The following is a 24,018-nucleotide window of genomic DNA, read 5'->3' as shown; positions in this document are numbered from 1 at the left end:
TAGCCGCAATCTACGCGATTATACCGCCGCCGCCGACACAGATCCGCCATCAGGGCGGAACCCTGACCCGCTGACCGGGGTTCTATTCCCTAGATGTCATCGGACAAAGGGCCTCCTTCTCATGCGAACCACACTGACTGTTAACGGCAAAGACCATAGTCTTGATGCAGACCCCCGCACCTCGCTGCTGGATGCGCTGCGCAATCACCTGAACCTCACCGGCACCAAAAAAGGCTGCGATCACGGACAGTGCGGGGCCTGCACGGTCATGATAAACGGACGCCGCATCAATTCATGCCTCAGCCTTGCCTGCATGCATGACGGCGACGAGATCACCACAATCGAGGGGTTGGGCGACGAACACAACCTGTCGGACATGCAGCAGAATTTCGTGAAACACGACGGGTTCCAATGCGGTTATTGCACCCCGGGTCAAATCTGTTCAGCCACCGCCATGCTCGAAGAGTTCAAAGCCGGCTGGCCCTCCAATGTTTCGGGCAGCCTTACCGCGTCGCCCGAGCTGACCGATGCTGAAATATCAGAGCGGATGTCGGGAAATATCTGCCGCTGCGCCGCCTACCCCAATATCGTCGATGCAATCCGCGAAACCGCGGAGGAGAAGTCATGAAGCAGTTCGACTATATCCGCGCCAGTGCCAACAGCGATGTCACCCGCACCCCAGACGCGACAATCATCGCGGGCGGGACCAACCTGCTAGACCTCATGAAGCTAGAGGTGATGACCCCTGACAAACTTGTCGACATCTCGCGGCTGGACCTGAAACAGATCACTCCCACGCGCGACGGCGGGCTGCGTATCGGCGCTTTGGTCACGAACTCTGACCTCGCGGCGGATATGACGGTTCGCGAAGACTATGCCGCACTGTCGTCGGCCCTGTTGGCCGGTGCGTCGGGTCAACTGCGCAACAAGGCGACCACCGGCGGCAACCTTTTACAACGGACCCGCTGCTATTATTTCTATGACACCGACCAACCATGCAACAAACGCGAGCCAGGTTCAGGCTGCGGCGCGATGGAGGGGGCGAACCGGCTCCATGCGATCCTTGGCGTCACCGACAAATGCATCGCCAGCCATCCCAGTGACATGGCGGTTGCGATGCAGATGCTGGGGGCCGAAATCGAGATCGAGGGCACGGATGGTGCCTCTCGCACGGTACCGCTGTCCGAATTCTATCTGATCCCCACCGATCCCGCAGTTGAAACAGTTTTGCAATCGGGTGAACTGATCACCGCCGTCACCTTGCCCGCCCCTGCGGAGGGGAACCAGACGTATCGCAAAGTACGCGATCGCGCATCCTACGCGTTTGCCATGGCATCAGTCGCGGCGCGGATCGAGGTGTCGGAAGGCAAAATTACCCAAGCCGCAATCGCCTGTGGTGGCATTGGATCCATGCCGTGGCGCGACCCGGCGGTCGAAGAGGCGCTCGTCGGGCAAGAGCCTTCGGCCACCTTGTTCAGCAAGGCCGCCGATATTCTGGTGGCAGATGCAGCGCCCAAAGACGGCAACGCATTCAAAGTGCCACTGGCACGGCGCACGTTGATTGCCACACTCAAGGAACTGACGGGGGTACAGCAATGACCGACGGTATCAACATCTCGACCGCCGAACTGACGATGAACGAACCCGACGACCGCAATCGGCTGGATGTCACGGTTCAAGGGTTGATCCACACCGGCATGGACCGTCCCGACGGCCCGCTCAAAGTCTCTGGTCGCGCCACTTATGCGCACGAAGACCAACCGGCGGGCATGATGACCGGCGTGCTTGTCCGCGCGCCTGTTGCAGGTGGGCAGATCACCGGATTGAACGCCGAAGCCGTGCGCAAGCTTGACGGTGTGCGCGACGTGTTTCACGGCAAGACCTTCCTGCGCAACCCTGCCCAAGGCACCGCAAACGAGGCCCCTGTCCAGCCGGATGGCAAGATTTCCTATATCGGGCAACCCGTCGCGCTGGTTGTGGCCGATACCTTTGAACAGGCCCGTCACGCTGCCCATATGATCGAGCTTCAAATCACGCCCGAGGATGCCGTGACCGATCTTGATGTGGCAGAAATTGAAACGCCGAAGGACAAGCAATCGTCCCAAGGCGATCTGGATGCCGCGCTGTCAGATGCCGCCTATACCGTGGATGAAACCTATCGCACCAGCGGGCACAGCTCGTCTGCGATGGAACCCCATGCCGCGATTGCCCAGTGGGATGGCGGCAAGCTGACCCTGCGCGGGTCGTATCAGATGCTCAAATACAATGTGAATGAACTGGCCGACGCGCTTGGGGTTGACGCTGAAAATGTGCATATTCTGGCGCCTTACGTCGGTGGTGGCTTTGGCTCGAAACTCGGGATTAGCCACGAGGCAGTTGCCGCGGCCCATGCCGCACGTGAACTTGGGGCCCCCGTAGCCGTTGTACTAAGCCGCCAACAAGTACTTGAGGCCACGATGCGCCGGTCCGAGACGGTTCAGCACATCAAACTAGCCGCGGACGCTGATGGACGGATGACCGGCATCGGGCATGATTCCACCGTCTCGCAATTGTTGGATGAAAGCTTTGCAGAGCCGGTATCGCAGGCGACGCCTTTCCTTTATCGCGGTGAAAACCGTGAAATCGGGATGCATATCAAACGGATCAACCGCATGTGTGCCGGCTCTGTTCGTGCACCGGGCGAGGCGGTGGGTATCACCGCGCTCGAGATCGCGATGGACGAGCTGGCTGACGTGAGCGGCATCGATCCGGTCGAACTGCGCAAACGCAACATTCCTGAAGTGGACCCTTCGGACGGGCGCGAGTTCTCATCTCATAAATTGGCCGAGGCACTGGACGACGGGGCCAAGACCTTTGGCTGGGCCGACCGCGAGGCCGGCAAAACAGACGGAGAGTGGTTGATCGGCTACGGCATGTCTTCGGCCACGCGGGTCAACATGCTGGGCGAAAGCCATGCGCGTGTCACGCTGAACGAAGACGGCAGCCTGCTGGTCGAAACCGATATGACTGACATTGGCACCGGCACCTATGCGATCCTGACCCAGATCGCCGGCGAGATGCTGGGCGTGCCGGCGGACCGTGTGACGGTGCGCTTGGGCGACAGCAGCCTGCCCAAAGCCGCCGGTTCAGGGGGCAGCTGGGGTGCCGCATCATCGGGCGGGTCAGTCTTTGTTGCATGCGAGGCGCTGCGCAAAAAGATTGCCGAGACCATGGGCGTAGAAGAACGCGACCTGACCCTGCAAGACGGCGTAGCCACTACCAACAATCGCCGCGCCGATTTGCCAGAATTCACCAAGAACGGCCCCTTCACCGTCGAAGGCACGATCAACAAGGGTGATACCCAGACCGACCGTCGCCAGGCAACCTTTGGTGCATTCTTTGCAGAGGTCGGTGTAAACAGCGTCACCGGCGAAACACGTGTGCGCCGGATGCACGGCAGCTTTGCCGCAGGGCGCATCCTGAATGCCAAGACGGCGCGGTCTCAATGTCTAGGCGGCATGACCTTTGGCATCGGCATGGCACTGACCGAAGAGCTGATGTTCGACAAACGCGACGGCCATTTGGTTAACAATGATCTGGCTGAATACCACGTGCCGGTAAACCTTGATGTGCCTCAGCTTACAGTCAACTTCGTGCAGGAACGCGACCCTTGGGCCAATCCGATGCAGGCCAAAGGCATCGGCGAGCTTGGCATCTGTGGCGCAGGGGCGTCGATCATCAACGCGATCTACGATGCCTGCGGCGTGCGTGTGCGCGATTTGCCCGCGACGATGGACAAAATTCTGCCGGGGCTACCGGATATGTAAGACTGCCTGCGCGAACCCCGACCAAACCGGCGCGGCTTTGCCGCTGCGCCGGTAAAATGACAAAGCGATGACGGTATGGCCGCCCAGCTTGAGGATCACGTCGTCTGCGTCACCCTACGGCATCTCTTTCTGCCCGATGGCGTCTAACTGCCCTGCGGGACCCCCGGAAGTGCACATAGCATTTCATACAGATAACTGGCCGCGATCATTGCCGTATTGCCCGCCGGATCATAGGGCGGAGAGACTTCAACCAGATCACAGCCCACCAAATTTAGTCCCGCCGTCCCGCGGATGATTTCCAGCCCCTGCATCGTGGTTAACCCACCCACCTCGACCGTGCCTGTACCGGGGGCGAACGCGGGATCAAGGCTGTCGATATCAAAGGTCAGATAGACCGGCGCGTCCTCGATCTTGGCGCGGATATCCGCCATCATGGGCGTCAGCGATTTGTGCCAGCATTCTTCGGCCTGAATACAGGTCCAGCCCTGTTGCCGCCCCCAATCGAAATCATCCTTACTATAGCCGGTACCCCGCAGACCAATCTGGAACACCTTGTCGTTTTGCAGACAGCCTTCCTCCCACGCGCGTCGGAACGGGCAGCCGTGAGCCTCTTTCTCGCCGAACATTTCATCGTTGGTATCCGAATGGGCATCCACATGGATCAGCGCGACAGGCCCGTGTTTTTCAGCGACCGCCCGCAAGATTGGCCAGCTGAGCGTGTGATCCCCGCCCAGTGTCAGCGGGATCACCCCATGGGACAGGACCTCGCGGTAGTGATCCGCGATAATGGCCACGGTTTTCTTGAGGTCAAAAAGGTTGATCGGCACGTCACCGATATCCGCCACCTGAAGATGTTCGAACGGGGCCGCACCGGTCGCCATGTTGTAGGGGCGGATCATGCGGCTTTCGTCGCGTATCTGGCGGGGGCCTAGCCGCGTCCCGGGACGGTTCGAGGTGCCAATATCCATTGGGATGCCCAGAAAACAGGCATCCAGCCCCGCCGCCGTTTCTGCCATCGGCAAGCGCATCATGGTCGCAGGCCCACCCGTGCGCGGCATGGAATTCCCGCTAAGCGGCTGATTATATGCTGGTTTGTTCATCGTCCCATTCCTTTTGGCTCTGGCATGGTACTTGGCGCACAGACCAATTCACGCGTCCCCGTTTGCATGCAGCTTCGCAGCTTTATCCGCAAAGCCAAGCAGCTTTCCGCGGCAACGCCCCCCATGCCTCTTGCAAACCGCGCCCGGCTTTGCCACCTATGGTACCGAGAGGACGACCTCCCCTGAATGGAAAATTGCCGGGACGACCCGGCCCTTCACCGAGGTATACCCATGCGCTCCGCATTAGACCGTCTTCGCCACGCCCTCAGTTTTGAAATCATCGCGCTGATCCTTGTGATCCCCGCTGGTGCGATCCTGTTTGACGTACCCTTACATGACTTTGGTGTCGTGGGCATTGTCAGCGCCACGCTCGCGACGCTTTGGAACCTTGGCTATAACGTGCTTTTTGACTTGGCCTTGCAACGGCTGACGGGAACCACCCTGAAATCGCGCATCGTCCGGGTGCTGCACGCGCTGGCATTCGAGGCGGGGCTGCTGGTGGTGCTGCTGCCGTTCATCGCTTGGTATCTGGGCATCAGCCTGTGGGATGCCTTCGTGCTGGATATCGCATTGGCGGCTTTTTATATCGTTTATGCCTATGTCTTTAACTTGATCTACGACACGCTCTTTCCGCTGCCGGAATGGGCGCAAGAGCAGGCAGAAAGCACCTAGCCTGCCACGGCGTCGTGGTGATCAGACCGGCAGCGTGAAAGACGCCTTGATCCGGTCCATCACCACGGTGGTTTTGAACCCTTTGATATCCGGGTTGTTATAGAAAAAATCGCGGGTGAACGCCTCGTAATCCTGCATGTCCTTGGCGCTGACGATCAACATAAAGTCGGTCTCTCCCGTCACGTAATAGGCGCTCATCACCTCTGCCCGCTCACGCACCGCCCGTTTGAACCTGTCAATGATATCAGAGCGTTCCCGCGCCAGCTCCACCGCGATGAGCATGGTCAGCGGGCGCCCCACCGCTTCGGGCGATACGACGGCAATATCGGCCTCGATCGCCTTGGTGGCCCGCAGCCGCGCGAGCCGCCGCTGGATCGACGTTTGCGACAACCCCACCAGTTCTGAAAGACGCGCGCTGGTCAGCAGATTGTCACGCTGCACGTGATGCAGGATTTTCCGGTCTATCGCGTCAATCATCCTGAATTCCCCATATTTTCCAAAAGTTTGCAGCTTTTACCCACGTGACGTTGATATTCGCATAAATGCGGAGGCCGAAAAAGCTAAACTCGCACAATACCCTGGCAGGATTTCCCACATGATTGACCATTCTTTTACGCAGCCCGAATATGCAGCACGTCTGGCAAAAACACGCGCCGAAATGGCCACCCGCGGGCTGGACGCACTGTTTGTCACCGATCCGTCAAATATGGCGTGGTTGGCGGGCTATGACGGGTGGTCGTTCTACGTGCATCAGGGCGTGCTGCTCACCCACGAGGGCCAGCCTGTCTGGTGGGGCCGCGCGATGGACAGTGCAGGTGCCCAGCGCACCACCTATCTGGATGATGACAATATCGTCGGCTACGACGACACCTATGTCCAGAACCCCGACAAACACCCGATGGAGGATCTGGCCCGCCTGATCGCCGCCCGCGGGCTAGAAAACGCCCGTATCGGGTTCGAACTGGACAATTATTATTTCACCGCCTCTGCGTTTCTGACGCTGCAAACACGGCTACCGGGCGTCAACATTCAGAACGCCACCGCGCTGGTGAACTGGCAACGCGCCGTCAAATCCCCCACTGAACTGGAATACATGCGCCGCGCCGCCCGGATCGTTGAACGGATGCACGAGGTAATTCGCGAAAAGGCCGAAGTCGGCATGCGCAAGAACGATCTGATCGCGGATATCTACCACGCCTCTGTCAGCGGTGCCCACGGGCACTGGGGCGACTACCCCGCTTGCGTGCCCATGACGCCCTCCGGTCTGGATGCCACCGCGCCGCACATCACATGGGATGACGCCCCCCTGCGGAATAACGAAGGCACGTTCTTTGAAATCGCAGGGGCGCACCGGCGCTACCAATGCCCGCAGTCGCGCACCTTGTTTCTGGGCAAACCGCCACAAAAGTATCTGGATGCGGAAAATGCCGTTCTCGAGGCAATTGACGCGGGGCTAGAACAAGCCAAACCAGGCAACCGCTGCGAAGACATCGCCCGCGCCTTCAACACCAACCTACGCAAACGCGGGTTCGAGAAAGACAGCCGTTGCGGGTATGCGATCGGGTTGTCTTATCCGCCCGATTGGGGCGAACGCACCATGTCCTTCCGCGCGGGCGACACCACAGTGCTTGAACCGGGGATGACCTTTCACTTTATGCCAGCGCTGTGGCTGGACGACGGCGGCATCGAGATCACGGAACCTATCGTCATCACCGAAACGGGTGCCGACTGTCTGTGCACCACCCCGCGTGCGCTTATGATCAAGGAATAGCGCCATGCGAGACAATCCAATCTCGGCCACCATCGATTTTGAAGGCACGGGCGTGCAGCACGGCTATTTGCGTCTGCCCTATAGCCGTAACGACAGTGCTTGGGGGGCGATCCAAATTCCGGTGACCCAAGTGAAAAACGGCGACGGCCCCTCTGCCCTGCTAACCGGCGGCAACCACGGCGACGAATACGAAGGCCCGTTGGCCTTGGTCGAGCTTGCCCAGACCTTGCAGGCCAAGGACGTCACGGGTCGCGTGATCATCATCCCGTTCATGAACCAGCCTGCCTTTGCGGCCGGCACACGCGTGTCTCCGCTCGACGGGGTGAACATGAACCGCAGCTTTCCCGGTCGTCCCGATGGCACGCCCACGCAGAAGATCGCGGATTACTTTCAACGGGTGCTGCTGCCGATGGCGGATGTCGTGCTTGATTTTCACTCGGGTGGCAAAACGCTTGATTTTCTGCCCTTCGCTGCCTGCCACACGCTGGAAGATGCGGACCAGCAGGCCCGCTGCCGCGCCGCGCGCGATGCGTTCAACGCGCCGTTCAGCGTCGAGATGCGCGAGATCGACGCGCTAGGCATGTACGACGATGCGGCAGAAGCTATGGGCAAGACTTTCGTCACCACCGAACTGGGCGGCGGTGGCACCGCCACGCCTGAAACAGCACAGATCGCTCGTAAAGGGGTGCGTAACCTGTTGATCCACGCCGGTATCCTTGAGGGGCGGCCCGTCACCGCCCCATCACGCGTCCTGTCTCAAGACGACGACCGCTGCTTTCATGTCACCAATCAAGGTGGGCTCGTCGACTTCAACGTCACCCTTGGGCAAACCGTAGCCGAAGGCGACCTGATTGCACGTCTGTGGGACGGCCAACTCACCGGCGCCCCCCCGCGCGAGATCCGCGCCCAGATGGGGGGCATCGTGATCGCCCGCCATCACCCCGGACTGGCACAGCCGGGCGATTGCCTTGCCGTGCTGGCCACCGAACTCACCTAAAACTCTCCTAAACAGAAAGCCTGACCTATGCTTCGCAATGATGATCAACTCGCCACATGGGACCGCGAAAACTTTTTCCATCCCTCTACGCATCTGGCACAGCATGCGCGGGGTCAATCCGCGACGCGGGTGATCACAGGGGCGTCGGGCGTTCATATCGAGGACCGCGATGGCAACCGGATGCTGGACGCCTTTGCCGGGCTTTATTGCGTGAACGCAGGCTATGGCCGGACCGAAGTAGCCGACGCCATCGCCGAACAGGCGCATCAACTGGCCTATTACCATTCCTATGTGGGCCACGGCACCGAGACCTCGATCACGCTGGCGAAGATGATTATGGACCGCGCACCGGCGCATATGTCCAAGGTCTATTTCGGTCTGTCAGGCTCGGACGCGAACGAGACGAACATCAAGCTTGTCTGGTACTACAACAACATCCTTGGCCGCCCGCAGAAAAAGAAAATCATCTCGCGCTGGCGCGGCTATCACGGGTCGGGGCTGATGACCGGCTCGCTGACCGGCCTGTCACTGTTCCACGACAAATTCGACCTGCCGATGAACCCCGTGATCCACACGGACGCCCCCTATTACTATCGTCGCAAGGACCGCACCCAGTCCGAAGCCGAGTTTACCGCGCAATGCGCCAACGCGCTTGAGGCGCTGATCCAGGCCGAAGGGCCGGACACCATCGCGGCCTTTATCGGGGAACCCGTATTGGGCACCGGCGGCATCGTGCCCCCGCCCGCCGGATACTGGGACGCAATCCAAGAGGTGTTGAACCGCCACGACATCCTGCTGATCGCGGATGAGGTCGTGACTGGCTTTGGCCGTCTGGGAACGATGTTCGGGTCCGATCACTATGGGCTGAAACCCGATCTGATCACCATCGCCAAGGGACTGACATCGGCCTATGCACCGTTGTCAGGCTCCATCGTATCGGACCGGATGTGGAAGGTGCTGGAACAGGGCACGGACGAGAACGGCCCCATTGGTCACGGCTGGACCTATTCGGCGCATCCCATTTGTGCGGCGGCGGGTGTCGCCAACCTCAAGCTGATCGACGACCTGAACCTTGTGAGCAACGCCGCCGAGGTGGGCGGATATCTGAACGCCTCGATGAAAGAGGCGCTTGGCGATCATCCGAATGTGGGGGACATCCGTGGCGAAGGGCTGCTTTGCGCGGTGGAATATGTGGCCGACAAGGCAGACGCCACGCCGCTTGACCCTGCTGCCAAGGTGGGGGCCGCGATCTCTGCCGCGATGCTCGAACGCGGCGTGATCGCGCGTGCTATGCCCCAAGGCGATATTACCGGCTTTGCGCCCCCCTTCTGTATCTCCCGCGAAGAGGTCGATACCGTCGTCGCCGCAACCGCCGACGCGGTGGAAACTGTGCTGGGATAAGCGTCTCGGTTCGCCTTGTTTCGCAGGGCGAACCGCCCGTTGGAAAGGGTTACCCTATAAGGGCGCTAACACCGCTCTTGCCCGTTGCAGCCCCTGATCGTTTGCGCAATGACTAACCCCAAGCTACGGGAGGAGCGCAGATGCCACATTGGTCACAGACGATCACGGATCGCATACAAACAGAAACCCATTTCGACGGACGCGAGATCAAGTGCTTTAAGGATCGTCCCGCCGACTTGAACGCCATGCTCGCCGCCGCCCTTGCCCGCGCCCCCGATCAAGAGGCCGTGGTCAGCGGCGACACCAGACTGACCTATACCGACCTTGACCTGCACGTGGGCCGCATCGCCGCAGGTCTGAGCGCGCGTGGCGTGGCCAAGGGCGACCGCGTCGCGCTGCTGCTGTCGAACCGTTGGGAATTCATCGCCACGATGATGGGCTGTCTGCGGCTTGGTGCGATTGCCGTGCCGATCAACATCCGCGAAGGCACGCCAGAGCTGGCGTTTATCTTGCGACAATGCGGTGCCAAGATCGCCGTGCATGGCACGGATGTCGCCGACCGCCTGCCCGCGCCCGCCGATCTGCCCGGCCTGACCCACCGCTTTTGTGTTGGCGGCACCGCAGCCGGAACTGACGTTTTTGACACGCTCCCCGCCGAGGCACCGCTGACCGACGCCGTGCCACTGCACGAGGACGATATCGCGGTGATCCTCTACACCTCCGGCACCACAGGCCAGCCCAAGGGCGCGACACTGACCCATCTTAACATTGCCCATTCGGCGATGCATTTTGAACTTTGCATGGAACTGGGCGCGCGCGAACGCTCCCTCCTCTGTGTGCCTGCGAGCCACGTGACCGGCCTTGTTGCCACCGTCTTTACCATGCTCCAAACCGCTGGCTGCACCGTGATGATGGAGCACTTTGGCGCACATGAATTCCTGTCGCTAACCGCAGATGAAAAAGTCACGCAGACGCTGATGGTGCCGGCGATGTACAACCTCTTTCTGCTGCGCTGCAATGTCGACGACTACGACCTGCAACACTGGCGGGTCGGTGGCTACGGCGGCGCGCCGATGCCGCAATCCACCATCACGGAGCTGTCAGAAAAGCTGCCGAACCTGTGCCTGATGAATGCCTATGGCGCGACCGAGCTTACCTCTGCTGTAACGATCCTGCCTATGGGTTTCGGCACCAAACGCGCGGACAGTATCGGTATCGCCGTGCCCTGCGCCGACATCCGTATCGTTGACAGGCAAGGCAATGACGTGCCCGACGGCACCCACGGAGAGCTTTGGATCAAGGGCGCGATGACCGTGCCCGGCTATTGGGACAACCCAGACCGCACCGCCTCCGAGTTTCACGACGGCTATTGGAAAAGCGGCGACATGGGGTCACGCGATGCCGAGGGGTTCATCTGCCTGCACGACCGCCGCAAGGATATGATCATTCGCGGCGGCTATAACATCTACAGCGCCGAGGTCGAAAACGCGCTGACCGCCCACCCGTCCGTGATCGAATGTGCCGCCATTGGCTGCCCTGATCCGGTGCTGGGGGAAAAGATGCATGTGTTCATCCACACCACCGATACGGCGCTGGACCTCGATGCGATCAAGGCCTTCGCACGCACAAAGATGGCAGACTACAAAGCGCCGGATTTCGCGACGTTCGAACCCGATCCCCTGCCGCGCAATGCCAATGGCAAGATCGTCAAGAACACGCTTCGGGATAGGCTAAAGGCGCAGGCCTGAGCGCATGAAAAAAGCCGCAGGGCATATCGGCGCTGCGGCTTTCATCTGTGTTGGATTAGGCGCGATCAGGTCGCTGCCGGTTCCTCGTAGGCAAGCTCATGGTCGCCAAGGTCCATGATATCCTCGCCGGATTTTTCCCACTCTGCACGATCCTCGTCCGTCGCCTTGGGCGAGAACAGACCGGTCACCGCATAGAACACGCCGATCAACGGTGCGGTCCAGCAGGCAAAGGCCAGCGGGATATACAGCAGGTTGGTCAGGTTACCATCCATCACACCCAGCCCCAGCGCCGAGATCACAAAGGCACCACCGGCGTTCCAAGGGATCAGCGGGCTCATCAACGTGCCGCCCTCTTCGACCGCGCGGCTCAGGTTCAGGGTTGAATAGCCCATCCCACGGTACAGGGGCGCATACATACGGCCCGGCAGCGCAATCGAGATATAAGGATCACCCGCCACCATGTTGGTCGCAAATGCCGTCCCGATGGCCGAACTTTGAACCGCGCCGAAGCTTTTCACACGGCTGACGATCGCCATAATAATCGCCTCGAGGCAGCCGGTACGTTCCAGCGCACCGCCAAAACCCAAGGCAATCAACATCAGCGAGATGGTCCACATCATCGACTGGATGCCGCCCGCGTTCAGCAGGCTGTCGATGTCGGCGATGCCAGTGTCGATAGAATAGCCCGACTGCGCAAAGGCAAACACGTCATGCAGACCGGCACCCTGCCAAAAGATCGCGACCAGCCCACCGGCCAGCACACCCGCAAACAGCGACGGCAGTGGCGGCTTTTTCATCAACGCCAGCACAATCACGATCAACGCAGGTGTCAGCGGGATGATCCCTAGGCTGAACCGTTCTTCCAGACCGGTCGTGATCGCATTGATGCTGCTTACATCGCCAACGCCCTCTTCGATCAGCATGAAGCCAACCACAATATAGATCACCAGCGCGATAATCATTGCAGGCACAGTGGTGGGCAGCATGTTCTTGATGTGGTCGAAGACGTTCGTGCCCGTTACCGCAGGGGCAAGGTTCGTCGTATCCGACAGCGGTGACACCTTATCTCCAAAGAATGCGCCCGATACCACAGCACCTGCGGTCCAATAGGCCGGAATACCAAAGCCCGCACCAATGCCCATCAACGCCAGTCCGATGGTCCCGACCGTGCCCCAGCTGGTCCCCAGCGACAGCGACACCACGGCACACAAGATCATGGCGGCTGCCAAAAAGATCGACGGCGTCAGCAACGTCAGCCCATAGTATATCAACGTCGGCACCGTGCCCGACGCGATCCATACACCGACGATCATGCCCACCACGATCAACACCGCAAGCGACGGCATCGACACGTGGATCACGTGAAACACGCCCTCGCGGATGTCCATCCACGTCTGCCCGCGAAACACACCAAGCAGGGACGTAATGGCCAATCCGAGGATCAGCGGAATATGCGGCGTGAAATCGCCGTAATAGAAGAGTTGCAGCGCCAAAAGCCCAAGCGTCAGAACGACGGGCAGCAGCGCCAGCGGGAGCGATGGAAGATCTTTATTGTCCATTTTGTCCTCGTTTTTATTGTCTTATTTACTTTTACACACACAGATTCCCCTTAGGGTGGCATTGCAGCCCTGTGATGCCAACCAATCTTATTCTAGGGCGTCTGATTGAAATTTCAGGCAATTTTCCGCTGTTATTTGAAGGCGCTAAATAAAATTGGCCCTCTGTCCCGCTGGAAATTTGGAATTACAGATGGTTGATTCCGCGTTAAAATCGCAATTTTCGCGCAAACCCCGCATTGGGCAGCAAAATTCAGCGCATTCCGCTTCATGTCATTGAACTTCCCGCGTAATTATAAGAATTCTGCAATGCAGCAACGAACAGGAATCAGTTTTGATGCATCATTTGTCTCGCACCCGCCCGATGTCTCGCCGCTCTGTTTTGCGCACAGGGGGGGCTGCCTTGGCTTTCGCAGCTGCAATAGGTGTGCAGGATACGGCTGCATGGGCGCAGACCAGCGATGCGGCAGAGCCTTTTACCTTCGAGACATTGATCGCACAGGCGCGCAGCCTTGCCGGCGAAGACTATGTCGCGCCGACGCAATTGGGCGACCCGTTTACCTCGTTGGACTATGACGACTATCGCAACATCCGGTTCCGCGAAGACAGCGCGGTCTGGAAAGGCCCCGCGGCGCAGGCTGTGGTACACGCCTATCACCCCGGCTGGCTATTCGACGGCACCGTGGCACTCTACGAGGTTATAGACGGCACGGTACAGCCGCTTGGCTTTACCTCGGACGACTTCATCTATCAGGCCAAGGCGCTCGAGAAAATTCCGACTGGCACAGAGCTCCCCGGCGTGGCGGGCTTTCGCATGAACGCGCCGTTGAATGACCCGCAACAGTTCGACGAGATCGTGTCGTTTCTGGGCGCGAGCTATTTCCGCGCCTTAGGGGCGGGCAACCGCTATGGCCTCAGCGCGCGCGGGTTGGCGGTGAACACCGCGACCTCAGAACCCGAAGAATTTCCCCGTTTCAGCGCCTTCTGGCTGCAACGGCCAAAACCCGGTCAGACGGCAATGACCTTCTTTGCCCTGCTCGAAAGCCAGTCGGTGGTGGGGGCGTACAAGTTCACCGTGACCCCCGGGGCCACCACCACGATGGATGTGACCACCGAATTGTTCTTCCGCCAAGACGTGCAGCAGCTGGGCATCGCACCGCTGACCTCTATGTATCTGTTCGGGCTGAACGATCAGGGCAGCTTTGATGATTACCGCGCCCGCGTCCACGACAGTGAAGCCCTGATCGTGAACACCGGCGAGGACACGCTATTTCGGGTGCTCAACAACCCGCCGAAACTCGCGAATTCATACTTTGGCGCGCAATCACCCAAGTCCTTTGGCCTTGTGCAACGCCACCGCGCCTTTGACGACTATCTGGATGCCGAAGCCCATTACGAGTTGCGCCCCACCCTCATGGTCGAACCCAGGGGCGACTGGGGCGAAGGTATGGTCCGCCTGATCGAGATTCCTTCGGATCTGGAAGGAAACGACAATATCGTCGCCTTCTGGACCTATAAAAACGGGTTCTCTGCGGGGGACAGCAAAAGTATTTCTTACCGCCTGAACTGGGGCATGACCCCACCCGGTGCCTCTTCTACACTTGCTCAAGTTTCACGCACACTTGCCGGACATGGCGGCGTTGCAGGCGTAAAACCGCGCAATGATCGCCGAAAATTTGTCATCGACTTTGAAGGTGCAACTTTAGCGGAACCAAATGCCGAGAACGTGGTTGAGGCCCATGTAAACATCGTCGGCGGCAAAGTTGCAGGACAAGTGCTTCAGCAGATCGACGGCCACGACCACATGTGGCGACTGGTTCTAGAGGTCGTCGCCGAAACTGATGCTACGGTTGAACTGCGTGCCAATCTGGCCGCGGGTGACCGACGCTTGACCGAGACTTGGGTATACCAATGGCTGAAAGAATGAATACGTCTGTGACATCAACTTCTTCCGAACCAATGACCGACTTTGACCGCTACGCGCCCCGTGCTGCCCCGCTGGATATGCCGCGGCAGGTACTTGAACATGATGCCCGCCCGTCGCTTTTCGAGGTGCTGAGCCGTATCTTCATGCGTAGTGCCTGACATGCCCTCTTATGTGCGCGATGGTGCCACGCGGGCCAGCCGCGTCGGTGCAATTTGCTTTGCCCTGCTTTGTGCGACGGCCGCAGCCGCGACGCTAGCGCAGGCGGGTCTTAACACGGGCTTTGATATCTGGGACGGTTTTGCCGTTGCGCTTATTGCGCTCACCACCGCATGGTTAGCATGGGGGGCGGGGCAGGCGTTTTTAGGCGTGCCGTCCTTTGACCCGCTGCCCGACATGGACCTGTCCAACGCAGCCTTCCCCCCCACAGCGATCCTTGTGCCGATCTGCAACGAAAACCCTACAGAGGTTTGCGCCCGCATCACTGCGATGCGCCAATCCATGCAAGCTGCCAATGTGCCGGTCGATTTTGCGATCCTATCCGATACCTTCGACCCTGACGCGCTGATCGCAGAGCGAGCGGCACTCGCCCCGCTTTTCGCCGATGATAGCGCCTCTAATCCAGTCTTCTACCGCAACCGCACAGACCGCCATGGCCGCAAGGCTGGAAACGTCGAAGATTTCATCCGCAAATCCGGCGGGGCGTATGAATACGTCGTGATCCTTGACGCCGATAGCTTGATGGAGGGCAATACGATCCGCCACCTCGTCGCGCGGATGGAGGCAGATACGACCCTCGGACTGCTGCAAACACTGCCCAATATTTTCGGGGCGGGGTCACTATTTGGCCGTGCGATGCAGTTCTCTGCGAGTTTTCACTCACCTGTCTTTGCCCGCGGTCTGGCACGGATGCAGGGCCGTGCGGGCCCGTTTTGGGGGCACAATGCCATCGCCCGTGTACGCGCTTTGTCGCAGTGTTGCGGCCTGCCCGAACTCAGCGGCCCTGCCCCTTTCGGCGGCACAATCCTGAGCCATGATTACGTCGAAGCCGCGCTGCTTGTGCGTGGCGGTTGGCGCGTGGAAATGGACCCGCGCATCACCGGATCGTTCGAAGAAGGCCCCGACAACCTTCTTGCCTTTGCGCGTCGGGATCGTCGGTGGTGCCAAGGCAACCTCCAGCATATGCGTCTTGTCGGTGCCCCCGGTCTGCATGGCTGGAGCCGTTTTGTCTTTGTCCAAGGTATCATGGCCTATCTGGTGTCGGTCGCTTGGGGCGCATTCCTGATCGTATCGCTGTTGGCCGCCGCGACCAACGCAAGCCCTGATTACTTCCCCAATGCCTATCAGCTTTTTCCGGTTTTCCCCGACGACAAGACCTTTCAGATTGTTGCGCTGGCCTTTGGCATTGGCGTGCTGCTTTTGCTGCCTAAGCTCGCGATCTTTGGCGAAGCTGCTGCAACGGGGCGCGCACGGGGCTTTGGCGGCGCGCTGCGCGCGCTTGGGTCCGTGCTGGCCGAAATCCTGCTCACCGCGCTGATCGCGCCGATCATGCTGATGTATCAAAGCCGCGCCGTAGCCGAAGTCTTTGCGGGCAAGGACGGTGGCTGGCCTGCGACTGCACGTGGCGAAGGGCGACTGACGCTGACAGAAAGCTGGCGTGCAAGCCGCTGGGTGTCGCTGTTCGGGATCGTGGTCACAATTGCAGTCTATCTGTTGGTGCCGAACCTGATTTACTGGCTGCTACCTGTGACGCTTCCCATGTCGATCGCCCCGCTGCTGATCACCGTGACCTCGCACCCCAGCAATGGCCGTGTCTTTACCACGCTGCAAGAACGGGTCACGCCCGCTGTAATTGCCGCCTACCGCGAGCACCTGAGAACGGGTACCGCCCAACAAGGATCGTCGCATGACCCAATCGTCCAACCGGCCTGACGCCCAGCTTATTCCCATCCGGCGTGGCGTTGATCTTCCACGTCGCGCCCGCGATCCGCGTATTGATGCCTTTCGCGGGCTGGCGCTGATCATGATCATCATCGACCACATGCCCGGCAACCCGTGGGAGCATTTGACCATTCGCAATATCGGGTTCTCCGACGCGGCAGAGGCGTTCTTTATCATGTCCGGCATCGCCGCCGGCATCGCCTATTCCCCCGCCATCGGTCGGTGGATGTCGGGCGATCTGCGCCTATGGGATGCGATAGCCCCGTTGTGGCGGCGTGCGTGGCAGCTTTATATCGTGCACATCGTGCTGACGGTCGCCGCCATCGGGCTGTATGCTTGGGCGGCGGATACGTTTGTTCGATCCGAATTTCGGGTGATGCACAACCTCGCCTTGCTCTATGAGCAGACCGGTGCCGCGATGGCGGGGCTTGTTACGTTGGGCTACCAAATCGGCTATGTGAACATTTTGCCGTCTTATACTGTCTTGTTGCTGGCAGGCCCTGTTCTGATTGCCGCCGTGCTATATGCGCCGCGTACGACGCTGGCTGTCGCGGGGGCGTTTTGGCTTTATGCGGGTGCCACGCGGCTTACCATCCCGAACCACCCCGGTGGCGGCGGCTGGTTTTTTAACCCGCTCACGTGGCAGCTTATCTTTGTGATCGGTCTGGCAATCGGTGTCCGCCACCGCAAGGGCGAACGGCTGGTCCGCAACTCTGCGCTGTTGTTCAAACTGGCGGTCAGTGTGTTGCTGTTCATCGCGGCGTGGCGCTACGTGCCCGGTCTGGGCAGTTTTATGAACCACAAGATGGCGCAACTTGGCGGGATTGGCCTGCCCGCTAATATCGTGACTCATAATAAGTCCATGCTGGCGCTGCCGCGTTTGGTCCATGTCCTTGCGCTGGTCTATGTGCTGTCCTGCCTTCCCATCGTGACACGCATATGCGCGCACCGTCTGGCCGCCCCGTTCCGGCTGATGGGCAGTCACGGGCTGCTGGTGTTCGGTCTTGGCACCATTCTGGCACTGGCCGGTCAAATCATGATGGACATTGAAGCCACCGTGACGGCCTTGCCGTGGATCCTGCCGCCGGTCGCGGTCGCGGTCTGCTATGTCGCTGCCTTGCTGGCCGAAGCTGCACGTAAACAACCGCAGCCAAAGCAGCCAGCAGCAGCCAGCAGCCGCCACAGCCCCACGCCCCGAGATGGTTGCCAGCAGTTCAACGGCCTAATGCCACGGCCCAGCCCCACCCATTGACGTAACACCCGATGTGCGACCTTATCCCGCGCATCGGGTTTTCTTTGCGTTCAAGACCACCCATAAGCACAAAACAGTGGAAATAGGGATCATTCCCCTATCTCGTAGCGTAATTTAGAAATGTCGAAAGAGGCCCCCATGTCAGGAACCGGAAAAAGCGCGATACCAACCCGAGGGTGGCTACAATTCATCGCGAGCCTTTTGATGGCGGTGTTTCTGACGCTCTCCCCCCTCGCGGTACAGGCGCAGTCCCTGTTTATGGGGGGCGGGTCCTCTGACAAAGAAACGACCGAAGCGGCGCCTGATGCCGTAGCGAAGGCACCGCTGGATAGCCTGCTTGAGGTTCTGAAAGATGACGACGCGCGTGCGGCGCTGATCGCGGACCTTGAAAAATCGCTGGACGCCTCGGGCAACCCTGCGGGCGACGAGAACCCCGCGATTGAAACCATCACCGCTGCGGCCGATGCCGAAGGTGTGTCAGTCGGGCGGCAGATCGCGCTGATTACCCAGCAGATCGGGCAAGACACGGTGAACACGCTTACGTCGTTCTGGACCGCGATCGAAGGCGGCGGCGGCGTGTTCTCCGGCCTTAGCGGATCAGAGCTATCGGTCTTACTAGACGCCCTGCCCGGCCTGTTGGTGGTGATTGCGATCACCGTTGTCTTGTTTCTGGTGCTGCGCTATCTGGCACGCGGGCTGTATGCCCGTATGGGCCGAACGGCTGAAAACGTCGGCATCTTCCGCTCTATCGGTCTGTTTCTGGGGTCGAACCTGCTGGACGCGTTTATCGTCATTGTGGCCTGGGCTGCGGGCTATCTGATTACCATCCTCGCCGTGGGCGAAGCCGGCCAGATCGGCATCCGTCAGTCGATGTATCTGAATGCCTTTCTGCTGGTCGAGATGACCAAAGTCATCATCCGGTCCTTCCTGTCGCCCGTCGCCTCGGGGCTGCGGCTCGTGCCCGTAGGAGATGCGGCCGCCAAATCGCTGACCCGGTACCTAAGCGTCGTGGTCAGCCTGCTGGGGTATGGCCAGCTGCTTGTCGTGCCGATCGTCAATCAAAGCGTCAACGTGGCTGCGGGTGCAGGCGTTTCGGCACTGCTGTCGGTGATGGTACTGCTGTACCTCGTCTATATCGTGCTGCGCCGCCGCAAGGCCGTTACCCGCTGGCTTCAAAGCGAAGCAGATCCCGTTGAGGCGACGGCGGCAGAGGGTGTCGACCCGGCCACCATCGCCAAGGCACGGCGCGGGTTCATCGCTCGTATTCTGCATGGGCTTGCCGGCATCTGGCATTGGGTTGCACTGACATATATTGCGGTAATGTTCATCGTCCTGATGACCCAGCCTGCTGATGTGACGCTCGAGGCGATTGTTGGGTCGGGCAAGATTTTGGCCGCGATTATCATTGCAGCCCTGCTGTCGGGCTGGTTGGCGCAGGCCGTGCACCGTGGTATCTCTTTGCCCGATGACGTGAACGCCAAACTGCCGCTGCTTGAACGCCGTATCAACACGTTTGTCCCGCGTGCCTTTAGCACATTGCGTCTTTTCCTGCTGATCTGCGTGCTGTTCTTTACACTGGACGTGATTGGCATGATCGACATGCGCAGCTGGCTTGAGGGTCAGGTCGGTCTGGCGGTCACCAAGGCGCTGATCTCTGTTGGGTTGATCCTGACCGTGGCCTTCGGCATCTGGCTCGCGCTGACATCCTTTGTTGACTACAAGCTGAACCCTGAATACGGCGCTGTGCCGACCTCGCGGGAAACCACCTTGCTGACGTTGCTGCGCAATGCGGCGACCATTGCGCTGATCATCCTGACGCTGATGTTCGTGCTTAGCGAAATCGGGCTGGATATCGGGCCACTGCTGGCGTCTGCTGGGGTGTTAGGTCTGGCCATTGGTTTTGGCGCTCAAAAGATGGTGCAAGACATCATCACCGGTGTGTTCATCCAGTTCGAGAACGTCATCAACGTCGGCGATGTGATCACCGTGGGCGGCACCACAGGCACGGTCGAAAAGCTGTCAGTGCGGTCCGTTTCCCTGCGCGATGTGCAAGGGGTGTTCCACATGATCCCCTTCTCGACCGTGGATGTGGTCAGCAACTATATGCGCGGCTTTGCATATACGGTGTGTGACATGGGCATCGCTTACCGCGAGAATGTCGAAGAGGCCAAACAGGCCATGTTTGATGCCTATGACCGGATGATGGAGAACGAGCCCGAGATCGCAAATAGCATCATGGGAGAGCTGGAATGGTTCGGCGTGCAGTCGCTTGGCGACAGCGCCGTGGTGCTGCGCGTGCGGATCAAGACCGATCCGGGCAAGCAATGGGGCATCGGGCGCATGTACAACGGTTATCTCAAGACGGTCTTTGACGAGCGTGGGATCGAAATCCCCTTCCCACAGCAAACTATTTGGCTGGGCGAGAACAAGGACGGCACCACTCAGCCGTTCAAGATCGAAGGCCCCGCAGCCCAAGATGCCGATAAGGGCCCCAAAAAGGCCAAGACGGTGTCCAAGCCGATCAAGGCGGATGATGTGCCCGACAGCGACGATGCCGACGGCGACGGTGGCGCAGACCGCTAACAGACGCGGATGACTGAGATAAAAAAGGCCCCCGATCAGCGCTGATCGGGGGCCTTTTTGTATCGGATAGTCTTCGCGGGCGCTACATCACCGCTTCGATCAGATACGGGCCTTTATGTGCCAGCCCTGTCTCGATCGCCAGCTCCAGCGCTTCGCAATCGCTGACCTGCGTTGCCTCCACGCCCATCGACTTTGCCATCTGCGCGAATTCGAGCGTTGGTTGGTCAAGCGACAGCATATCCATCGCCTTGGGCCCCGCATTGCTGACACCAACGTTGGTCAGCTCGCCGCGCAGGATCTTATAGACGCGGTTGGCGAAGATCACGATGGTGATGTCCAGCCCCTCGCGCGCCATCGTCCAAAGCGCCTGCACCGTGTACATCGCGCTGCCATCGCCAACCAACGCCATCACCTTGCGGTCAGGGCATGCCACCGCTGCCCCAATCGCCACGGGCATGCCATAGCCGATGGACCCGCCGCAGTTGTTCACCCAGGTGTGTTTCGGGGCGCCTGCCGTTGCGGGGAAGAATGCGCGGCCTGTGGTAATCGCCTCGTCGACGATAATCGCATCCTCGGGGATACTGCGCGCCAAGGCTTGCGCGATGCCGCCGGGTTCCAGCGGGCCGCTGGGTTTGTCCGGCGTCGATGCCTCTGCCACATGCGCAGGCGCGGTGCCCGTCGCGTCAGCCCCGCTGCAAAGCGCTGCCAGTGCCGCTTCGATATCCTGACCAGTGGTGCACAGATTGGTAATCTGCGTGCCTTCGGCGGTCAGGATGGCGGGCTTGTTTGGGTAGGCAAAGAAACCGACCGGCGCGCGCGCGCCCACCAGAACGATGCGTTTGAACGGGGCCAATGTCTCTAGCGCTTGATCAATCGGATAAGGCACGCGGTTGACCACCACACGACCCGCCCCGCGTTCCTGCCGCGCATTGGCCCATTCGCTTAGCAATTTGCAGCCTGTCTTTGCCGCGATCCGCCCTGCGACCTCCAGCATCTCGGCGCTGAGCGCGGCACCGCCCAACAACAGCAAGCTGTCGGGACCGGACAGCGCGGCGACGGCTTCCGCCAGCGCGGCCGCGTCAAAGGCGGGGCGCACTGCGGGTTCAAGCGCGGGCGCGACGGTTCCGCCCTCGTTCCAGGCGGTATCACTGGGCAGCATCAGCGTCGCCACCTGCCCCGGTGCCACATTCGCCGCCTGCACGGCACGGGCTGCATCCGCGCCCACATCCGCCGCCGACAGCGATGTATGCACCCAATGCGACACGGGCCGCGCGATCCCTTCGATGTCAGAGGTCAGCGGCGCGTCCAGCTCGATATGCGTGACCGCATGTTCGCCGACGATGTTCACCACGCCGGACCCGGCCTTTTTTGCGTTGTGTAGGTTCGACAACCCGTTGGCCAGACCCGGCCCAAGGTGCAGCAGGGTGCAGGCGGGCTTGCCGGCCATACGGTAATAGCCATCCGCCGCCCCCGTCGCCACGCCCTCTTGCAGGACAAGGATCGACCGCATGCCGGGCACGTGATCCAGCGCAGCAACAAAGTGCATTTCCGACGTACCGGGGTTGGTGAAACAGGTGTCGAGCCCGCTATCGAGCAGCGTCTGCACAAGGCTATCCGCGCCGTTCATCTTGTCCGTATCCGTTTGATCGTTCATGAGTTTTTCCTTGTTCACGCAGAGACCGCCGCCCAGAAAGGCGCACGCAATTCTTTCTTGAGAATTTTCCCGATAGAGCTGCGCGGCAGTTCGCCGCGCAGTTCCACCGCCGACAGACGCTGGCTTTTGCCTAGTTTGGCATTGGCATCCGCGCAAACGTCATCGCCCGAACGCGTCGCCCCTTCGCGCAGCACAACCAAACCATAAGGCGTTTCACCCCATGCCTCAGACGGCACACCGATCACGGCGGCATCAATCACATCTGGGTCCGCCAGCAGCACCAGCTCGAGATCGTCAGCATAGATGTTCAACCCGCCCGAGATGATCATATCTTTCTTGCGGTCCGACAGGATCAGAAAGCCGTCGTCGTCAAAGCGCCCCATATCACCCGAGCGGAAGAAGACGTTGCCCGCTTCGTCACGCCAGATGTAATCCGCCGTCAGATCATCGCGCCCGAAATAGCCCGCCATCATCGTTGGACCACGGCCGCAAATCTCTCCCACCTCGCCCTTGGGGACCTCTTTGCCGGTCTCGTCAATCAGCCGAATTTCATTGCCCGGCGCAGTCTGGCCCACCGTATGCAATTTGTCGGGATGTTCGGCAGAATTCAGCACTGTGACCCCGCCCCCTTCGGTCAGGCCATAGTATTCAAGCAACTTACCGGGGAACCGCGCCAGCACGTCCGCTTTGACCTCGGCCCGCAGCGGCGCGGAGGTCGAGAATTTGACCTGCATCGACGACAGGTCAAACTGGTCAAAATCGGGCACATCCATGATCCGTTTGTACTGCACAGGCACCAGCATCGTGTGGGTTATCTTTTCACGCTGCACAATCTCGAGATACCCACGCGCGTCGAATTTCGGCATCAGATACACTGTGGAGCCGCCGTAAAGCGTGGGCAGGAACGACACGATCGTCGTGTTGGAATAAAGCGGTGTCGACAGCAGAGTACGCGCATTATCGTCGTATCCGTTGGGCGACACACGATCCATCTGCGCCGACCGCATCCAGTGATTGTGCAAGATGCCCTTGGGCGTCCCCGTTGTGCCCGAGGAGTAGATCAGGTTGAACGCATCCGACATCTCGGTCTTGATTTCGGGGTCGGTGTCAGACGCCGCGGCGACCGCCGCTTCATAGGGGTCGAACGCGGGGTGGTCAAAATCAATGGCAAACCGTGCCAGATCCAGATCAGCAATAAACCCGTCGACCAATTCAAGGTATTGCGCCGCGACAAAGATCGCACGCGCCCCGCAATCGGTCAGCATCTTTTGCAGCGCATCGGGCGACGCCATCGTAGACAGCGGTGTCACACAGGCCCCCGCCCGCAAGATGCCCATGAACAGCTCTGCATAAGGAATGGAATTGGGAGAGATGATTGCGATGTTATCGCCCTTGCCCACCCCCAGCGACAGCAGCAGATTGGCGATCTTGTTGATGCGCTGGTCGAACGCTCCCCAGCTGACGGTTTTTCCGTCACAGACCAGCGCGGGTTTGTCCGGATGCGCTTTGGCGTTGCCTCGCACGACCTCGACGATGGTTTGCGTGGGTGTGTTTGCCGGTGCCGGCGGATTGATCGGTATCATATCAACTGTCCTGAAATAGTTCTCTCCCCG

General features: G+C 59.9%; 18 protein-coding genes. 13 read left to right on the top strand and 5 right to left on the bottom strand.

All coding sequences use genetic code 11. From position 1 onward, the window contains the following. Positions 1 to 121: 121 nt before the first annotated feature. The 3 genes from BLQ98_RS11620 to BLQ98_RS11610 are packed head-to-tail and all read left to right on the top strand — an operon-like array spanning position 122 to position 3,806. Complete coding sequence (locus BLQ98_RS11620; RefSeq protein WP_093733482.1) at positions 122 to 628, top strand: 2Fe-2S iron-sulfur cluster-binding protein; 507 nt, start codon at positions 122 to 124, stop codon at positions 626 to 628. Further along, positions 625 to 1,599, top strand: a complete 975-nt coding sequence (locus BLQ98_RS11615) for an FAD binding domain-containing protein (RefSeq protein WP_093733481.1) — start codon at positions 625 to 627, stop codon at positions 1,597 to 1,599. Before BLQ98_RS11620 ends, BLQ98_RS11615 begins: the two co-directional genes overlap by 4 nt. Then, positions 1,596 to 3,806 carry a xanthine dehydrogenase family protein molybdopterin-binding subunit gene (locus BLQ98_RS11610; RefSeq protein ID WP_093733480.1) on the top strand — a complete coding sequence of 737 codons (2,211 nt, stop codon included), beginning with the start codon at positions 1,596 to 1,598 and terminating at the stop codon, positions 3,804 to 3,806. The genes BLQ98_RS11615 and BLQ98_RS11610 overlap by 4 nt, the downstream gene beginning before the upstream one ends. A 143-nt stretch (positions 3,807 to 3,949) precedes the next feature. Here the strand turns inward: BLQ98_RS11610 and speB are convergent, their stop codons facing one another. Further along, positions 3,950 to 4,906 (bottom strand): agmatinase, encoded by a 957-nt coding sequence (gene speB / locus BLQ98_RS11605; protein ID WP_093733479.1) that lies wholly within the window; start codon positions 4,904 to 4,906, stop codon positions 3,950 to 3,952. A 231-nt stretch (positions 4,907 to 5,137) separates the two neighbouring features. On the opposite strand from speB, the gene BLQ98_RS11600 reads away from it, so the two are divergent. Then, the gene (locus tag BLQ98_RS11600) at positions 5,138 to 5,578 is read left to right on the top strand and encodes a PACE efflux transporter (RefSeq protein WP_093733478.1); all 441 of its coding nucleotides are present in this window, start codon (positions 5,138 to 5,140) and stop codon (positions 5,576 to 5,578) included. 21 nt (positions 5,579 to 5,599) lie between these two features. Here the strand turns inward: BLQ98_RS11600 and BLQ98_RS11595 are convergent, their stop codons facing one another. Beyond that, the gene (locus tag BLQ98_RS11595) at positions 5,600 to 6,055 is read right to left on the bottom strand and encodes an Lrp/AsnC family transcriptional regulator (protein ID WP_093733477.1); all 456 of its coding nucleotides are present in this window, start codon (positions 6,053 to 6,055) and stop codon (positions 5,600 to 5,602) included. 118 nt (positions 6,056 to 6,173) lie between these two features. On the opposite strand from BLQ98_RS11595, the gene doeA reads away from it, so the two are divergent. The 4 genes from doeA (at position 6,174) to BLQ98_RS11575 (ending at position 11,495) form a co-directional block, all read left to right on the top strand. Next, positions 6,174 to 7,349, top strand: a complete 1,176-nt coding sequence (gene doeA, locus BLQ98_RS11590; RefSeq protein ID WP_093733476.1) for an ectoine hydrolase DoeA — start codon at positions 6,174 to 6,176, stop codon at positions 7,347 to 7,349. Between the two features lie 4 nt (positions 7,350 to 7,353). Further along, positions 7,354 to 8,346 carry a N(2)-acetyl-L-2,4-diaminobutanoate deacetylase DoeB gene (gene doeB, locus BLQ98_RS11585; protein WP_093733475.1) on the top strand — a complete coding sequence of 331 codons (993 nt, stop codon included), beginning with the start codon at positions 7,354 to 7,356 and terminating at the stop codon, positions 8,344 to 8,346. Between the two features lie 27 nt (positions 8,347 to 8,373). After that, positions 8,374 to 9,747, top strand: a complete 1,374-nt coding sequence (locus BLQ98_RS11580) for an aspartate aminotransferase family protein (protein WP_093733474.1) — start codon at positions 8,374 to 8,376, stop codon at positions 9,745 to 9,747. A 140-nt stretch (positions 9,748 to 9,887) separates the two neighbouring features. After that, positions 9,888 to 11,495, top strand: a complete 1,608-nt coding sequence (locus tag BLQ98_RS11575; RefSeq protein ID WP_093733473.1) for a class I adenylate-forming enzyme family protein — start codon at positions 9,888 to 9,890, stop codon at positions 11,493 to 11,495. Between the two features lie 65 nt (positions 11,496 to 11,560). On the opposite strand, the gene nhaC is transcribed toward BLQ98_RS11575, so the two are convergent. Further along, a complete protein-coding gene (gene nhaC / locus BLQ98_RS11570; RefSeq protein ID WP_093733472.1) occupies positions 11,561 to 13,054 on the bottom strand; it encodes a Na+/H+ antiporter NhaC in 1,494 nt (497 codons plus the stop codon). A gap of 361 nt (positions 13,055 to 13,415) precedes the next feature. Here nhaC and BLQ98_RS11565 point away from each other — a divergent pair, with 361 nt between their 5' ends. The 5 genes from BLQ98_RS11565 to BLQ98_RS11550 all read left to right on the top strand — a co-directional run bounded on the left by BLQ98_RS11565 (position 13,416) and on the right by BLQ98_RS11550 (position 20,751). Next, on the top strand, positions 13,416 to 14,978 hold the full coding sequence (locus tag BLQ98_RS11565; RefSeq protein WP_167354543.1) for an OpgD/OpgG family glucan biosynthesis protein: 1,563 nt from the start codon (positions 13,416 to 13,418) through the stop codon (positions 14,976 to 14,978). 32 nt (positions 14,979 to 15,010) lie between these two features. Further along, positions 15,011 to 15,136 carry a hypothetical protein gene (locus BLQ98_RS18590; protein ID WP_279614918.1) on the top strand — a complete coding sequence of 42 codons (126 nt, stop codon included), beginning with the start codon at positions 15,011 to 15,013 and terminating at the stop codon, positions 15,134 to 15,136. Further along, positions 15,129 to 16,907, top strand: a complete 1,779-nt coding sequence (gene mdoH, locus BLQ98_RS11560) for a glucans biosynthesis glucosyltransferase MdoH (protein ID WP_093733471.1) — start codon at positions 15,129 to 15,131, stop codon at positions 16,905 to 16,907. Before BLQ98_RS18590 ends, mdoH begins: the two co-directional genes overlap by 8 nt. Then, on the top strand, positions 16,882 to 18,168 hold the full coding sequence (locus BLQ98_RS11555; protein WP_244148425.1) for an OpgC family protein: 1,287 nt from the start codon (positions 16,882 to 16,884) through the stop codon (positions 18,166 to 18,168). The genes mdoH and BLQ98_RS11555 overlap by 26 nt, the downstream gene beginning before the upstream one ends. A 138-nt stretch (positions 18,169 to 18,306) precedes the next feature. Continuing rightward, positions 18,307 to 20,751 (top strand): mechanosensitive ion channel domain-containing protein, encoded by a 2,445-nt coding sequence (locus tag BLQ98_RS11550; protein WP_093733470.1) that lies wholly within the window; start codon positions 18,307 to 18,309, stop codon positions 20,749 to 20,751. A gap of 82 nt (positions 20,752 to 20,833) precedes the next feature. On the opposite strand, the gene BLQ98_RS11545 is transcribed toward BLQ98_RS11550, so the two are convergent. Together BLQ98_RS11545 and BLQ98_RS11540 are read right to left on the bottom strand one after the other, a co-directional pair. Further along, a complete protein-coding gene (locus BLQ98_RS11545) occupies positions 20,834 to 22,405 on the bottom strand; it encodes an acetolactate synthase large subunit (protein WP_244148424.1) in 1,572 nt (523 codons plus the stop codon). A gap of 14 nt (positions 22,406 to 22,419) precedes the next feature. After that, positions 22,420 to 23,988: a class I adenylate-forming enzyme family protein gene (locus tag BLQ98_RS11540; protein ID WP_093733468.1), complete on the bottom strand. Its 1,569-nt coding sequence runs from the start codon at positions 23,986 to 23,988 to the stop codon at positions 22,420 to 22,422. Positions 23,989 to 24,018: the final 30 nt, after the last annotated feature.

The sequence above is a fragment of the Sulfitobacter litoralis genome (genome assembly GCF_900103185.1).
Taxonomy (GTDB): domain Bacteria; phylum Pseudomonadota; class Alphaproteobacteria; order Rhodobacterales; family Rhodobacteraceae; genus Sulfitobacter; species Sulfitobacter litoralis.
This window is presented reverse-complemented; position numbering and strand designations above follow the sequence as displayed.

What these genes read in the sequence shown, in the direction of transcription:
- BLQ98_RS11620 (WP_093733482.1), top strand. Translation starts at nt 122, where the DNA reads ATGCGAACCACACTGACTGTTAACGGCAAAGACCATAGTCTTGATGCA.
- BLQ98_RS11615 (WP_093733481.1), top strand. Translation starts at nt 625, where the DNA reads ATGAAGCAGTTCGACTATATCCGCGCCAGTGCCAACAGCGATGTCACC.
- BLQ98_RS11610 (WP_093733480.1), top strand. Translation starts at nt 1,596, where the DNA reads ATGACCGACGGTATCAACATCTCGACCGCCGAACTGACGATGAACGAA.
- speB (WP_093733479.1), bottom strand. Translation starts at nt 4,906, where the DNA reads ATGAACAAACCAGCATATAATCAGCCGCTTAGCGGGAATTCCATGCCG.
- BLQ98_RS11600 (WP_093733478.1), top strand. Translation starts at nt 5,138, where the DNA reads ATGCGCTCCGCATTAGACCGTCTTCGCCACGCCCTCAGTTTTGAAATC.
- BLQ98_RS11595 (WP_093733477.1), bottom strand. Translation starts at nt 6,055, where the DNA reads ATGATTGACGCGATAGACCGGAAAATCCTGCATCACGTGCAGCGTGAC.
- doeA (WP_093733476.1), top strand. Translation starts at nt 6,174, where the DNA reads ATGATTGACCATTCTTTTACGCAGCCCGAATATGCAGCACGTCTGGCA.
- doeB (WP_093733475.1), top strand. Translation starts at nt 7,354, where the DNA reads ATGCGAGACAATCCAATCTCGGCCACCATCGATTTTGAAGGCACGGGC.
- BLQ98_RS11580 (WP_093733474.1), top strand. Translation starts at nt 8,374, where the DNA reads ATGCTTCGCAATGATGATCAACTCGCCACATGGGACCGCGAAAACTTT.
- BLQ98_RS11575 (WP_093733473.1), top strand. Translation starts at nt 9,888, where the DNA reads ATGCCACATTGGTCACAGACGATCACGGATCGCATACAAACAGAAACC.
- nhaC (WP_093733472.1), bottom strand. Translation starts at nt 13,054, where the DNA reads ATGGACAATAAAGATCTTCCATCGCTCCCGCTGGCGCTGCTGCCCGTC.
- BLQ98_RS11565 (WP_167354543.1), top strand. Translation starts at nt 13,416, where the DNA reads ATGTCTCGCCGCTCTGTTTTGCGCACAGGGGGGGCTGCCTTGGCTTTC.
- BLQ98_RS18590 (WP_279614918.1), top strand. Translation starts at nt 15,011, where the DNA reads ATGACCGACTTTGACCGCTACGCGCCCCGTGCTGCCCCGCTGGATATG.
- BLQ98_RS11555 (WP_244148425.1), top strand. Translation starts at nt 16,882, where the DNA reads ATGACCCAATCGTCCAACCGGCCTGACGCCCAGCTTATTCCCATCCGG.
- BLQ98_RS11550 (WP_093733470.1), top strand. Translation starts at nt 18,307, where the DNA reads ATGTCAGGAACCGGAAAAAGCGCGATACCAACCCGAGGGTGGCTACAA.
- BLQ98_RS11545 (WP_244148424.1), bottom strand. Translation starts at nt 22,405, where the DNA reads ATGAACGATCAAACGGATACGGACAAGATGAACGGCGCGGATAGCCTT.
- BLQ98_RS11540 (WP_093733468.1), bottom strand. Translation starts at nt 23,988, where the DNA reads ATGATACCGATCAATCCGCCGGCACCGGCAAACACACCCACGCAAACC.